Origin of the sequence: Allobosea rubneri, from assembly GCF_032464875.1 — a bacterium.
In the GTDB taxonomy this organism is placed as follows: Bacteria; Pseudomonadota; Alphaproteobacteria; order Rhizobiales; family Beijerinckiaceae; genus Allobosea; species Allobosea rubneri.
Window position 1 is genome coordinate 16,779 of the sequence record NZ_JAWDID010000066.1, and the last position, 12,732, is coordinate 29,510.

The window sequence follows — 12,732 nt, forward strand, 5'->3', positions numbered from 1 at the left end:
TATGGCTGCTCTGACCGAGGAAGCGCGCGGCGGCGTTCTAGGCAAGCTCCTGCCGGGAATCGCGCTCTCGACTGCGGTGGCCATCGTCTCGGTGCTGGCCGAGCCGGTGCTAAAGCAGCTGGCTGGCGGCAAGGTCGGCATCCCCGCCGTCGTCATCGCGCTCCTGATCGGCATGGCGCTGCATCTGGTCGCGAACAACCAGCGCTTCCTTCCGGGCATGACCTTCTGCGTCAAGAAAATGCTGCGCTGGGCGATCGCGCTGCTCGGGCTGCGCATCGCGCTCGGCGACATCATCGCGCTCGGGATCGGTACGGCGGTGCTGGTCGTGGCTTCCATGGCCGTGACGATCGCCGTCGGCTTCGCGCTGGCGCGGCTGCTTGGCCGCGAGACCGGCATGGGCGCGCTCGGCGGCGTCGCGACGGCCGTCTGCGGCGCCTCGGCCGCGCTCGCCACCGCGACCGTCGTGCCCGACTATCGCGGAAAGGCGGCGGATATCGCCTTCACCGTCATCGCCATGAATGCGCTGGCGACGGTCGCGATGCTGGCCTACCCGCTGATCTGTGTCTGGTTGGGCCTCAACGAGCAACAGACCGGCGTCATGCTGGGCGCGACCATCCACGACGTCGCGCAGGTCGTCGGCGCCGGTCAGTCGGTTTCCGACGAGGCGGCCAATGCGGCGGTGATCGTCAAGCTCTTCCGGGTCTTCCTGCTCCTGCCTTCGGTGCTGGTCGTCGGCTGGTGGATGACCCGCCATGGCGGGGAGCATGGTGCGGCCAACGTGCCGGTGCCGGTTTTCGCCATCGTCTTTCTCATCCTGTGCCTGGTGAACAGCGCCATCGCCACGCAGCCCGCGCTTGCCGGCGTCTACGAGCCGATCCGCGCCGCCTTGCTCGAAGCCTCGCGCTGGGGGCTGCTGATCGCCATCGCGGCGCTGGGCCTCGGCACCTCGATCGCAGCGATGGCCCGGCTTGGCTGGCGCCACATCGCGCTCGTCACCGGCACGAGCCTCGTCATCCTCGTGGTCGCGACCGGCGGCCTTATCCTCATGGGCTGAAGACAGCCAACCCTGCGAGACGCCATGACCGACATCGTCATCACCGAATTCATGGACGAGGCGGCGGTGGCGTCGCTCAAGGCACGCTATGCCGTGCATCATGACCCCGAACTGTTCGGCAAGCCGGAGGAACTCGCCCGGCTGGTCGCCACGGTGTCGGCCTTGATCGTGCGCAACCAGACGCAGGTGCGGGGCGAGCTGCTGGCGGCCGCTGGGAATCTCAAGGTCGTCGGTAGGCTCGGCGTCGGGCTCGACAATATCGACATGGCGGCCTGCGCGGCGCGCGACATCAAGGTCTTCCCGGCGACCGGGGCCAACAGCCTCTCGGTGGTCGAGTACGTGATCGGCACGGCGATGACGCTGCTGCGCGGGGCCTACTTCGCCAATGCGGCGATGCTCGCCGGCGAGTTCCCCAAGACGAAGCTGATCGGCCGCGAGATCGCCGGCAAGCGCATGGGGCTCGTCGGGTTCGGCGCGATCGCGCGCGACGTCGCCCGGCATGCAAAGGCACTCGGCATGACGGTCGCCGCCTACGATCCCTATGTGCCGGCGGGCGCGCCGGTCTGGCAGGGCGTCGAGAAACTCGAACTCGATGGCCTGCTTTCAACGTCGGACGTGCTCTCGATCCATCTGCCGCTGACGCCCGAGACGCGCGGCGTGATCGGCGAGGCCGCCTTCGCCAAGATGAAGCCCGATGCGGTGCTGATCAACGCGGCGCGCGGCGGCGTCATGGACGAGCCGGCCCTTGTCGCGGCGCTGAAGGGCGGTAGGCTCGCAGGAGCGGCGCTCGACGTCTTCGAGCAGGAGCCGCTCAAGGCGGACGGCGCCAAGCTCTTTGCCGGCACGCCGAACCTGATCCTGACCCCGCATATCGCCGGCAACACGGTGGAATCGAACGGGCGGGTCTCCGGGCTCGTCGCCGAGCGGGTCATCGCTGCCCTGGAGGGCCGGGCATGACGCGGTACTCGCTCGCAGAGGCGGAGGATAAGGTCGCGGCGCTGTTCGTCGGAGCAGGCGCTTCCGCCGCCAATGCGGCCTCAGTGGCGCAGGCGCTGATCGCGGCGGAGGCGGACGGCCTCAAGGGCCACGGCCTGTCTCGGGTGCCGACCTATCTCGCCATGCTGAAGTCCGGCAAGATCGACGGACAGGCGGTGCCGACGGCACGCCAGCCCAAGCCCGGCGTGCTGGCGATCGATGCCGCCCATGGCTTCGCCTATCCGGCGATCGACCTCGCCATCGTCGAGCTGCCCGAGCTCGCGCGCCGGCAAGGCATCGTCGCGGCGCCGATCCGTCGCTCGAACCATTGCGGTGCAGCCGGGCTGCATGTCGAAAGGCTCGCCGAACAGGGGCTGGTCGCCTTGCTCTTCGCCAACACGCCGGGAGCGATCGCGCCCTGGGGCGGGGCGAAGCCGGTTTTCGGCACCAATCCGATCGCCTTCGCCGCGCCGCTCGCCGGTCGCGAGCCACTGGTCATCGACATGGCGCTGTCCAAGGTCGCCCGCGGGCCGATCGTCGCCGCCAAGCAGAAGGGCGAGAGCATCCCGGAAGGCTGGGCGTTGGACGCTGCGGGCAAGCCGACCACGGACCCGGCTGCCGCACTCGCCGGCACGATGGTGCCGCTCGGCGACGCCAAGGGCGCGACGCTCGCCATGATGGTCGAGATCCTGGCTGCCGCGCTGGTCGGTACGCATTTCGCCTTCCAGGCCTCCTCCTTCCTCGACGACAAGGGCGGCCCGCCCGATACCGGCCAGCTCATCCTCGCCATCGATCCCGCGAGCATGGGCGGGAACTGGTTCGCAGAACGGATGAAGCTCCTGGCGCATGCTATTGAGGAGCAGGACGGAACCAGACTCCCCGGCATGCGCCGCTACGGCCTGCGCGCGAAGGCGAAGGCCGAAGGGATAGAAGTCGATCTCTGACGCTCATCCGGCCGGCGCTGCGGCGACCGGCCGGTTAATCGCCTGCCGTCGATTTTACGGAACCGCGTCGCGAAACCTGAAGGTCTCTGGGCTAGGAGATCATCCCTGCCGGCATAGGGGGCCGGGGAAACCGTTCAGGGACGAGATGAAGACGACTATGCTTGTTGCCGTGATCGCCGTGGCTCTGGCCGGATGCCAGACCACGCAGCAGGCGGCGGAAAACCTCAGGAGCGATTGGGTCGGACAGAGCGCCGATTCCTTCTTCGTCGCGAACGGCCCGCCGGTGACCGGATTCCCGCGCGACAATGGCGGCCAGATCTACACCTGGCGCGGCGGCGAGGCGACCTCGTATCGCCTCGGCAGCTTCCAGACCCGTAGCGTGCCGACCCAGACGCTGGATGGCCGGCGCACCATGACCACGACAACGAGCTACCAGCCGCCGCGGCAGCTCAACTATGTCTGCGAAGCCCAGATCGCGGCCGATCCGCAGGGAATCATCGAGTCGATCCGCATCAGCCGCGATACCGGCGGCATGGGTCTGTCCTTCTCGCGCTGCGCGGAACTTTTCGCGCGCGACTAAGGCAGCGTCTCGGCGCGCCGGCCAGACTTGCCTGCCTGCCGTCAGACGAAGTCGAAGCGATCGACGTCGACGAGCCCCTTGTCGGTGATCTTCAGATGCGGGATCACCGGCAGGGTCAGAAAGGCGACCTGAAGGAAGGGCTCGGCTAGGACAACGCCGAGCGCCTTCGCAGCGCTGCGCAGCCCTTCCAGCCCATGGCGAACCTCCTCGAAGGGTCGCTCGCTCATCAAGCCAGCGACGGGAAGCGCGAGTTCGGCCGTGACTTCGCCGGCTTCCGCCACGGCGAATCCGCCGCCGAGCGCTATCAGCCGGTTCGCCGCAGCCGCCATCGAAGGCTCGTCCACCCCGACGACGCAGAGATTATGGCTGTCATGGCCGACCGAGGAGGCGATGGCGCCGTGCCTCATGCCGAAGCCATGGACGAAGCCGGTCGCGATGCCGCCATTGCGGCCATGGCGCTCGATCACCGTGACCTTGATCGCATCCTGGGCGAGATCGGGCAGGGCGACATCGTCCTGCTCCGGCAGGCGCATGGACAGCCGCTCGGTGATGATGCGGCCGGGGACGACGCCGATCACCGGCGTCTCGCCGGAGCGGGCCCGGACCGTGAAGTCGTCCGGCGTCAGGTGCCGGCTCTTGACGCTGGCGAGCCCGACCGGCGCGACCGGCCGGCGATCGGCGAACAGCGCCTCCTCGACCAGCCTTCCGCCGGCAAAAACATGGGCAACGCGACAGGCGGCGAGATCGTCGAGCAAGACGATGTCGGCGCGCTTGCCCGGCCCGATGAAGCCGCGGTCGAAAAGGCCGAAATTGCGCGCGGCCGACAGGCTGGCGGTGCGATAGGTCGCGAGCACGTCGGCACCATGGGCGATCGCTGTGCGGATCATGAAGTCGAGATGGCCTTCCTCGGCGATGTCGAGCGGATTGCGGTCATCGGTGCAGAAGGCGAGGAAGGGTGAGGCATCGCGCGTGATCAGCGGGATCAGGGCGTGCAGATCCTTTGAGACCGAGCCCTCGCGGATCAGGATCGCCATGCCCTTGGCGAGCTTCTCTCGGGCTTCGTCGAGCGTCGTCGTCTCATGGTCGGTGCGGATGCCCGCAGCGAGATAGCCGTTCAGGTCCATGCCGCGCACGAGCGGCGCGTGGCCATCGATATGGCGTTCGGCAAAGGCAGCCAGCTTGGCGAGGCAGCCGGGGTCGCGATGCAGCACGCCGGGGAAGTTCATGAACTCCGCAAGGCCGATCACCCTGGGATGGTTCATGAACGGCGTGAGATCGCCGGCCTCGAGCGCGGCGCCTGCCGTTTCAAGATGCGTCGCCGGCACGCAGCTCGAGAGCTGGACCCGTAGATCCATCCGCATCGCCTGCGCGCAGGCGAGGAAATAGCGGATGCCCTCGGCGCCCAGCACGTTTGCGATCTCGTGCGGATCGCAGATCGCGGTGGTGACGCCGTGCGGCAGGACGCAGCGCTCGAATTCGAGCGGTGTCACCAGCGACGATTCGACATGCAGATGCGTGTCGATGAAGCCCGGCACGGCGATCAGCCCCTTGGCATCGAAGACCGCCTTGCCTTCATAGCGGCCATAGGTGCCGACGATCGAGTCCCCGCAGAGCGCGATATCGGTCTCGATGAGGTCGCCGGAGACGAGGTCGAGCAGTTTTGCGCCACGGATGACGAGATCGGCCGGTTCGTCACCACGGCCTTGAGCGATCCGGCGGGCGAGTGTGGCTGCGTCGGTCATGGCTGGGTCCTCCGCGTGCGGTTCGGCTTGGCTGCTTCATCTCGCCGTCCTAGACAGGCGCTGTCCAGATGCCTCTCGTGGAGACCGACATGCAGCTCACCTGGTTCGGCCACTCGGCCTTTCGCGTCGATTTGCCAAGCACCTCGATCCTGATCGACCCGTTCTTCACCGGCAATCCGTCCTTCGAGGGCGATGCGGCAGCGGCGGCCAAGGGCGTCAGCCACATCGTGATCACCCATGGCCATGGCGACCATGTCGGCGATGCGCTCAGTATTGCCGAGGCGAACGATGCCACGGTGATCAGCAATTACGACCTTTGCATGCACCTGGCGTCCAAGGGCCTGAAGAAGTTCGAGCCGATGAACACCGGCGGCACCATCGATCTCGGCGCCTTCTCGGTCAGCCTCGTCCGTGCCGACCATTCGGCCGGCATGGGCGAGGCCGGTGTCGTCGTACCGGTCGGCAGCCCGAACGGCGCCATCATCAAGGCTGCCGGTGAGAAGACGCTCTGGCACATGGGCGATACCGACATCTTCTCGGACATGGCGCTGATTTCCGAGATGCATGGCGTCGAGATCTGCATCTGCCCGGTCGGCGACCGCTTCACCATGGGCGGCAAGGCCGCAGCGCTTGCGATGACGCGTTTCGTCAAGCCGAAGCTGGCGATTCCCTGCCATTACGGCACTTTCCCGATCATCGATCAGAACGCTTCGGCCTTCGTCTCGGCGATGGCGGGCAGCGGCATCGAGGTGCTGGTGCCGGAGAAGGGCAAGGCGGTGGCGGTCTGAAAGCCACGCCGCATCCTCGATGAGCGCGGGGAACCCTCTCCTTCCAGGAGAGGGTTCCCCGCATGGCCCGTTGCCCGGCGTGTTGCGGGCCGGCCTCGCGGGCCGTATAGCCCGTGACCACACTTCATGTTCGCCAGCGCTGCGAAGTTCAGGAGCCCACCCATGTCGGTCGACGCCGCCACCGTCAAACGCGTCGCGCATCTCTCGCGCATCGCCGTCGAGGACGCTGATGTCGCGAAGCTGCAAGGCGAGCTCAACGCCATCCTCGGTTTCGTCGAGCAGCTCAACGAGGTCGATGTCGCCGGCGTCGAGCCGATGACCTCTGTCACGCCGATGGCGATGAAGAAGCGGCAGGACGTCGTCACCGATGGCGAGATCGCCAAGACGATCGTCGCCAACGCCCCGGCCTCCGAGGACGATTATTTCATGGTGCCGAAGGTCATCGAGTAAGGCGCGCGCTCGCCATCGCGGCGAGCCTTGCGAAGCGCCCGACAGCCCAGTTTTTCGGATTTTCCATCGTGACCGATCTCACCCGCCTGACCCTGACCGAAGCCCGCGACGGGCTGAAGGCCAAGAGCTTTTCCGCCACCGAGCTCGCCAAGGCGCATGTCGCCGCCGTCGAGCAGGCGCGGGCGCTCAACGCCTATGTGCTGGAAACGCCGGAGCACGCGCTGAAGCAGGCGGCCGCCTCCGATGCGCGGCTGGCGAAAGGTGAGGCCGGACCGCTCGAAGGCCTTCCGCTCGGCATCAAGGACCTTTTCGCGACTGAAGGCGTGCGCACCACCGCCTGCTCGAAGATCCTCGGCAATTTCGTGCCGGCCTATGAATCGACCGTCTCGAGCCAGCTCTGGCGCGATGGCGCGGTGATGCTCGGCAAGCTCAACAATGACGAATTCGCCATGGGCTCGTCGAACGAGACCTCGGCCTTTGGCCCGGTGGTCAATCCCTGGCGGCGCGAGGGCTCGAATGTCGGCGCCGGCGCGGCCGGCAGCGTCGAGGGCAACCACCTCGTTCCCGGCGGCTCGTCGGGCGGTTCAGCCGCGGCCGTAGCCGCGCATCTTTGCCTGGCTGCGACCGCGACCGATACCGGCGGCTCGATCCGCCAGCCGGCCGCCTTCACCGGCACGGTCGGCATCAAGCCGACCTATGGCCGCTGCTCGCGCTGGGGCGTCGTCGCCTTCGCCTCCTCGCTCGACCAGGCCGGGCCGATCGGCAAGACGGTGCGCGACTGCGCCGTGATGCTGCGCTCGATGGCCGGGCATGACCCGAAGGACACGACTTCGGTCGACCAGCCGGTGCCGGACTACGAGGCTTCCGTCGGCCGCTCGGTCAAGGGCATGAAGATCGGCATTCCCAGGGAGTACCGCATCGACGGCATCTCGCCGGAGATCGAGGCGCTCTGGCAGCAGGGCATTGCCTGGCTGAAGGCCGCCGGAGCCGAGATCGTCGAGATCTCGCTGCCGCACACCAAATACGCGCTGCCGGCCTACTACATCGTCGCACCGGCCGAGGCCTCGTCCAATCTCGCCCGCTATGACGGCGTGCGCTACGGCCTGCGCGAGCCGGGCCGCGATATCGTCGAGATGTACGAGAAGACCCGCGCCGCCGGCTTCGGTGCCGAGGTCAAGCGCCGCATCATGATCGGCACCTATGTGCTGTCCTCGGGCTATTACGACGCCTATTACCTGCGCGCCCAGAAGGTCCGCACGCTGATCAAGCGCGACTTCGAGGAGGCCTATGCCTCAGGCATCGACGCGGTGCTGACGCCGGCGACGCCGTCGGCCGCCTTCGGTATCGGCGAAAAGGGTTCCGCCGACCCGGTCGAGATGTATCTCAACGACATCTTCACGGTGACGGTGAACATGGCGGGCCTGCCCGGCATCGCCGTCCCGGCCGGCCTCGACAGCCAGGGCCTGCCGCTCGGGCTGCAGCTGATCGGCCGGCCCTTCGACGAGGAGACGCTGTTCTCGCTGGGCGAGGTGATCGAGCAGGCGGCCGGCCGCTTTGCCATAGGCGAGCGTTGGTGGGCCTGATCGGCTTCTGACATCCGGCGAGCGCGGGCTGATCGGTCGCATTCCGAATCCTGATTTCCCGCGCAGGGCCGCCAATGGCACTCTCCCGGCAGCCTGATCGCGCTGCCGGAGAACCGCCATGCCGACCTATCCCTACGAGACCGTCGACGTCTTCACCGACCGTCGCTTCGGCGGCAACCAGCTCGCGGTCTTCACCGATGCGCGCGGCATGTCGGACGCCGAGATGCAGGCGCTGGCGGCCGAGATGAACTATAGCGAGACGACCTTCGTCCTGCCGCCGAGCGACCCGGCGAACACCGCCCGCGTCCGCATCTTCCACCGCACTGCCGAGATGCCCTTTGCGGGCCATCCCAATGTCGGAACGGCCTGCGTGCTCGCCGCCCATGGCCGCGATCGCGACGGCCTGCTGCTGTTCGAGGAAATGGCGGGACTCGTCGAGGTCAAGGTGACGCGCGATGCCGCCGGGCTGGTGACCGGGGCTACCATTGCCGCGCCGCAGCCGCTCTCGCTCGGCCTGACGCTGCCGGTCGATGCGATCGCAGCCTGCGTCGGGCTCGCCCCGGAGGATATCGTCGTCAGCCGCCACCAGCCGCAGCAGGCCTCGGTTGGCGTCAAGTTCGTGCTGGTCGAGATCAAGTCGGAAGCGCTCGCCCGCGCGGCGCCGGACATCAACGCCTACCGTAGGCTCGCACAGGCCAATCCGGTGCTGGAGGGGCGCCTGTCGCTGTTCCTCTATGCCTGGGACGCCAACAATGCCCGCGCCCGGATGTTCGCGCCGCTGGCCGGCACCTGGGAAGATCCGGCGACCGGCAGCGCCAGCGCAACGCTGGCGGCGCTGACGCTGTCGCTGGGAAGCGAGGAGGCGGTCGCCTTCGAGATCACCCAGGGTGTCGAGATGGGGCGGCCGAGCCTGCTGCATGTCGCTGCACGGCGGGGCGACGGAGAAATCCGCGCGACCGTGGGCGGCGGCTGCGTACCAGTGCTGCGCGGCGAAGCGACGTTGTGAGCAAGGCGCCCCATGCTCGGGACTTGATCCGAGCATCTCAGGCCGAAAGAGGCTCTGAATGGCACCTTCTGGTCATGAGGTTCTCGGGTCTGCGCTTCGCTTCGCCCGAGACTGACGTACGTCTCAGCCGCTCAGGCCCAAGTCCGCGCGGACCTTCTTCGTCAGCCCGGCGGCGACCAGCCGATGGCTCTCGCGCAGATAGTCGCGAAAGGCATCGTCCGGCAGACTCTCATCGGAGAAGCGCTGGATCCACTTCATGCCGCGTGAGGCGAGATAGGGCGCCGGGCGGCAGCCGGGCGCATCGCGCAGCATCTCATAGGCCATGGGCGAGCATTTGAACGAGACGAAGAGGGCCCCGCCGGCCTCGTCCCGGCCGAGGGCGAAGACCTTGCCGCCGACCTTCCAGACGTCGGCACCGCCCCATTGCACGACATGGGTCGTCGCTGGCAGGGCGGCGCAGAAGGCGTTGTACTCGGCGAGCGTCATATCGCCTCAGAAGCTCTCGGCGTCGATGCCGTGGCGCTTGGCGGCAGCGACGATCTGCGACCAGGTCTCGTCGTCGAGCGGGATGCCGTCGCGCTGGCGCTCGATCCGGGTGGTACGCTCCTTGTCGCCCGGAGCCAGAACCGGCGCCGCCGGGTCCTGCGGCGCGGCCGCGCGCACGAAGGCAAGATAGCTCTCGATGCGCTTGCGGCGCAGGCTGGCATCGGGTTCCAGCCTTGCAGGGTCGATCAGCACGCCGAACAGCGAGTTGATGATCCAGCTGCGATGCGGTTTCTCGTCGATGCGGGCGGCACCCATCAGCCCGGCCGAGAGCAGCTCGGCGATCAGCGAGAGGCCGGCGCCCTTGTGGTCGCCGAAGGGCAGCAGCGCGCCGAGCGGCAGGTCGGGAATGGCGTGCTGGAAGACGTGCTTGGGGTCGGTCGTCGGGCGGCCCTCGCCGTCGATGATGTAACCCTCCGGCACCGGCACGCCCTTGTTGAGCGCGACGCGTGCCTTGCCATGGGCCATGCGGCTGGTGGCGAAATCCAGGATGATCGGGTCGTTCTCGGGCACCGGGATGCCGATCGCATGCGGGTTGGTGCCGAAACGCGCTTCCTTTGCGGCATAGGGAGCCACGATCGGCGGGCGGCCGGCGACATTGACCCAGAACAGCGAAATCAGCCCCGCCGCCGCAGCGACTTCCGCGTAATGACCGATGCGGCCGATATGGTGGGCGTCGAGCAGGTTTAGGATGGCGACGCCGCCGGCCCGCGCGATGGTGATGCCGCGTTCCACGGCATCGCGGGCGGTCGGCTGGCCGAGCGCGACGTTGCCGTCGGCGATCAGGAACGGCCCGGCCTCGATCCGGATCGACAACTTCGATTCCGGCTTCAGATTGCCGTCGGCGAGCGAGTTGAAATAGAGCGGCAGCATGCCGACGCCGTGGCTGTCATGGCCGCTGAGATTGGCGAGCACGAGATGCTCGGCCGTCTCCCGGGCCTCGGTCTCGCTCCAGCCGGCGGCGGTGATCATGGCGGCGGTGAGGGCGCGGAGCGCTTCGGGCCGGTGCAGGCGATAGGTCATGGCGGCTTCTGGTCGATATCCGGAAAATGGAGATGAAGCGCCACAGTGCACGGGCAGCGGTGCCGCGCAATGCACCCCGGTGAATTGGCATGGCTGCATTGGCGCATCTCGACGTTGCGTTCACCAATCCCTATGTTGCGGGATGCAATCCTGTTTTCACCGGACCTTGAATCCGGTCGAGGAGGGACGAGGGAATGTTCTCGCTACCTGGTTTGAAGGTGGTCTCGCTGACCGACGCCGCTGCGGCGCGCATTCGCGAGATCATGGCGCAATCGGCCAATGACGATGCGGGGACGCCGGCACTGGGCCTGCGCGTCGGCGTCAAGAAGGGCGGCTGCGCCGGCATGGAATACACCTTCGAGGTCGCGCGCGAAGCCAGGAAGGGCGACGAGGTCGTGACCGAGAAGGGCGCGACCGTGGTCGTCGACGGCAAGGCCGTACTGTTCCTGCTGGGTACCGAGCTCGATTTCAGGACGGATCGCTTCTCGTCGACCTTCGTCTTCAACAATCCCAATCAGGTCTCGGCCTGCGGCTGCGGCGAATCGGTCGAGATCAAGCCGCGGGCGGAGAGTGCAGTCGCGGCGCAGTAGCGCCCGGACGGCCTTTAGGCGACCCTGGTCGAATCCATCACTGCCTCCTCGGTGACGGTCCGGTTTCGGCCGTCGCGCTTGGCCTGCATCAGCGCGCTGTCGGCCCGCTCGACGATCGAGCTGATCGTGTCGCCGCGATGATAGACCGCGACGCCGAGCGAGATGGTGATGCGACCGAGATTCTCATTGGTCGAACGCTTGACCAGCTCGCGGGTCAGCAAGGCTTGCCGCACGGTCTCGGCACCGAACTTTCCGGCGGTGACGTCGGCGTCCGGCAGGATGATCGCGAATTCCTCGCCGCCGAAGCGGGTGATCACCGCCTTGTCCTTGAACTTGTCCTTCATGGTCCGTGAGACTAGGCGCAACACTTGGTCGCCGGTGAGGTGACCATGCGTGTCGTTGAAATGCTTGAAGAAGTCGATGTCGGCCATGACCAGCGCGAAGGGTTCACGCCGCAAGGTGGCCTGATCGATCGCCTTCTGCAGCATCTCCTCGAAATGGCGGCGGTTGGCGAGGCCGGTCAGCGGGTCGGTCAGCGCTTCGGCGCGCGTCGATTCCAAGGCCTCGCGCAGGTTGCGGATTTCGTGCGCGCTTTCCCTGAGCTGGGTTTCGAGCTGGGTCTTGCGCGCCACTTCCTCGCGGGTCGAAAGCACGAGCGCCTCGACCCATTCGCGCAGGCGCTGGCGATCGGCTGAAGGCGGGACCTCGTCGGACATGGCGCAGAGCCGGCCATGGTATTTTTCGCTGGAGGCGAGGGTCTGGTCGACCAGCGCCATCATGGCGTCGATCTCGCCGAGGACCTGCAGGCTGGTGCGTTCGGCCTGACGGGAAAGCCGCTCCGTGCCGATGAAGCGCTCATAGAGCGTGTCGATGTCGGCCATGCCGACCTCGCCATTGCTGCCGGCGATGATCGCGTTCATCGCGATGCTCAGTGCCGGCATCTCGCCGCTGAGATGGGCGTACCAGACCTCGAAGGAGCGGGGGTATCCGGGCGAGTAATGCTGACGCATGGCGGCGATGACGCGCTCCGCCAGATCGTGAACCTGCGGCGAAGCTGAATTGTCGGTGCTCATCACGCCTGTCCCCCGCCGGGCGATCTCTCGTCTCACGACGATGACCGGCCCTGCATCAACCGAAACGGGACATCCTGTCCTGGTCTGGCTGGAACAAGCTTCCCGCCGAAAGCCGGCAAGCGCCGACCTTCAACCCGTACGGGACCTTAAGGGAGTGGAGTTAAGGCAACGTTTCCTCGCCGAATTCTGCCGTTCGGCGGGCCCGATGCTTGAGAAAGACTTCAGTCGGCCCGAACCGAGCGCAGCAGGAACGCCGGCACGTGGTCGCCGAGGCCCTTGACCTTCGGCCCGTCGTCGATCTCATCCCGCCGCGGCGTGCGCGGCCGTTCGCTGCTCCGGCGCGGGGCGTGGTCGGCGACCGGCTCGCGGCGCCGCAGCGCT

At 67.3% G+C, this 12,732-nt stretch carries 13 protein-coding genes; 9 read left to right on the plus strand and 4 right to left on the minus strand.

The features are described 5' to 3' along the window. The first annotated feature begins 1 nt into the window (after position 1). The 4 genes from RKE40_RS25920 to RKE40_RS25935 all read left to right on the plus strand — a co-directional run bounded on the left by RKE40_RS25920 (position 2) and on the right by RKE40_RS25935 (position 3,553). Positions 2-1,054, plus strand: coding sequence for a YeiH family protein (locus RKE40_RS25920; RefSeq protein ID WP_316021073.1), 1,053 nt, complete (start codon positions 2-4; stop codon positions 1,052-1,054). 24 nt (positions 1,055-1,078) lie between these two features. Continuing rightward, positions 1,079-2,011, plus strand: a complete 933-nt coding sequence (locus RKE40_RS25925; protein ID WP_316021074.1) for a hydroxyacid dehydrogenase — start codon at positions 1,079-1,081, stop codon at positions 2,009-2,011. After that, entirely contained in the window at positions 2,008-2,973 is a 966-nt protein-coding gene (locus RKE40_RS25930) for an Ldh family oxidoreductase (RefSeq protein WP_316021075.1), read from the plus strand. The genes RKE40_RS25925 and RKE40_RS25930 overlap by 4 nt, the downstream gene beginning before the upstream one ends. 145 nt (positions 2,974-3,118) lie before the next feature. Then, positions 3,119-3,553, plus strand: coding sequence for a hypothetical protein (locus RKE40_RS25935; RefSeq protein ID WP_316021076.1), 435 nt, complete (start codon positions 3,119-3,121; stop codon positions 3,551-3,553). Positions 3,554-3,594: 41 nt separating this feature from the next. On the opposite strand, the gene ade is transcribed toward RKE40_RS25935, so the two are convergent. Further along, on the minus strand, positions 3,595-5,295 hold the full coding sequence (gene ade, locus RKE40_RS25940) for an adenine deaminase (protein WP_316021077.1): 1,701 nt from the start codon (positions 5,293-5,295) through the stop codon (positions 3,595-3,597). A gap of 89 nt (positions 5,296-5,384) precedes the next feature. Here ade and RKE40_RS25945 point away from each other — a divergent pair, with 89 nt between their 5' ends. The 4 genes from RKE40_RS25945 to RKE40_RS25960 all read left to right on the plus strand — a co-directional run bounded on the left by RKE40_RS25945 (position 5,385) and on the right by RKE40_RS25960 (position 9,122). Then, on the plus strand, positions 5,385-6,083 hold the full coding sequence (locus RKE40_RS25945; RefSeq protein WP_316021078.1) for a metal-dependent hydrolase: 699 nt from the start codon (positions 5,385-5,387) through the stop codon (positions 6,081-6,083). 162 nt (positions 6,084-6,245) lie between these two features. Then, positions 6,246-6,533 carry an Asp-tRNA(Asn)/Glu-tRNA(Gln) amidotransferase subunit GatC gene (gene gatC, locus RKE40_RS25950; protein WP_316021079.1) on the plus strand — a complete coding sequence of 96 codons (288 nt, stop codon included), beginning with the start codon at positions 6,246-6,248 and terminating at the stop codon, positions 6,531-6,533. 68 nt (positions 6,534-6,601) lie between these two features. After that, the gene (gene gatA / locus RKE40_RS25955; RefSeq protein ID WP_316021080.1) at positions 6,602-8,116 is read left to right on the plus strand and encodes an Asp-tRNA(Asn)/Glu-tRNA(Gln) amidotransferase subunit GatA; all 1,515 of its coding nucleotides are present in this window, start codon (positions 6,602-6,604) and stop codon (positions 8,114-8,116) included. A 118-nt stretch (positions 8,117-8,234) separates the two neighbouring features. Beyond that, positions 8,235-9,122 (plus strand): PhzF family phenazine biosynthesis protein, encoded by an 888-nt coding sequence (locus tag RKE40_RS25960; RefSeq protein ID WP_316021081.1) that lies wholly within the window; start codon positions 8,235-8,237, stop codon positions 9,120-9,122. A gap of 123 nt (positions 9,123-9,245) precedes the next feature. On the opposite strand, the gene RKE40_RS25965 is transcribed toward RKE40_RS25960, so the two are convergent. After that, a complete protein-coding gene (locus RKE40_RS25965; protein ID WP_316021082.1) occupies positions 9,246-9,608 on the minus strand; it encodes an MmcQ/YjbR family DNA-binding protein in 363 nt (120 codons plus the stop codon). Positions 9,609-9,614: 6 nt separating this feature from the next. Continuing rightward, positions 9,615-10,688 (minus strand): malate/lactate/ureidoglycolate dehydrogenase, encoded by a 1,074-nt coding sequence (locus RKE40_RS25970; protein ID WP_316021083.1) that lies wholly within the window; start codon positions 10,686-10,688, stop codon positions 9,615-9,617. A gap of 194 nt (positions 10,689-10,882) precedes the next feature. Here RKE40_RS25970 and RKE40_RS25975 point away from each other — a divergent pair, with 194 nt between their 5' ends. Then, positions 10,883-11,278 carry a HesB/IscA family protein gene (locus tag RKE40_RS25975; protein WP_316021084.1) on the plus strand — a complete coding sequence of 132 codons (396 nt, stop codon included), beginning with the start codon at positions 10,883-10,885 and terminating at the stop codon, positions 11,276-11,278. A gap of 14 nt (positions 11,279-11,292) precedes the next feature. Here RKE40_RS25975 and RKE40_RS25980 read toward each other — a convergent pair whose 3' ends face one another. Continuing rightward, positions 11,293-12,351: a GGDEF domain-containing protein gene (locus RKE40_RS25980; RefSeq protein WP_316021085.1), complete on the minus strand. Its 1,059-nt coding sequence runs from the start codon at positions 12,349-12,351 to the stop codon at positions 11,293-11,295. Between the last annotated feature and the right edge of the window lie 381 nt (positions 12,352-12,732).

Excerpts from the sequence above, each read along its gene's own strand:
- RKE40_RS25935 (WP_316021076.1), top strand. The coding sequence starts at position 3,119 with ATGAAGACGACTATGCTTGTTGCCGTGATCGCCGTGGCTCTGGCCGGA.
- RKE40_RS25965 (WP_316021082.1), bottom strand. The coding sequence starts at position 9,608 with ATGACGCTCGCCGAGTACAACGCCTTCTGCGCCGCCCTGCCAGCGACG.
- RKE40_RS25970 (WP_316021083.1), bottom strand. The coding sequence starts at position 10,688 with ATGACCTATCGCCTGCACCGGCCCGAAGCGCTCCGCGCCCTCACCGCC.
- RKE40_RS25980 (WP_316021085.1), bottom strand. The coding sequence starts at position 12,351 with ATGAGCACCGACAATTCAGCTTCGCCGCAGGTTCACGATCTGGCGGAG.
- gatC (WP_316021079.1), top strand. The coding sequence starts at position 6,246 with ATGTCGGTCGACGCCGCCACCGTCAAACGCGTCGCGCATCTCTCGCGC.
- RKE40_RS25960 (WP_316021081.1), top strand. The coding sequence starts at position 8,235 with ATGCCGACCTATCCCTACGAGACCGTCGACGTCTTCACCGACCGTCGC.
- RKE40_RS25930 (WP_316021075.1), top strand. The coding sequence starts at position 2,008 with ATGACGCGGTACTCGCTCGCAGAGGCGGAGGATAAGGTCGCGGCGCTG.
- RKE40_RS25945 (WP_316021078.1), top strand. The coding sequence starts at position 5,385 with ATGCAGCTCACCTGGTTCGGCCACTCGGCCTTTCGCGTCGATTTGCCA.
- RKE40_RS25920 (WP_316021073.1), top strand. The coding sequence starts at position 2 with ATGGCTGCTCTGACCGAGGAAGCGCGCGGCGGCGTTCTAGGCAAGCTC.
- ade (WP_316021077.1), bottom strand. The coding sequence starts at position 5,295 with ATGACCGACGCAGCCACACTCGCCCGCCGGATCGCTCAAGGCCGTGGT.
- RKE40_RS25925 (WP_316021074.1), top strand. The coding sequence starts at position 1,079 with ATGACCGACATCGTCATCACCGAATTCATGGACGAGGCGGCGGTGGCG.
- RKE40_RS25975 (WP_316021084.1), top strand. The coding sequence starts at position 10,883 with ATGTTCTCGCTACCTGGTTTGAAGGTGGTCTCGCTGACCGACGCCGCT.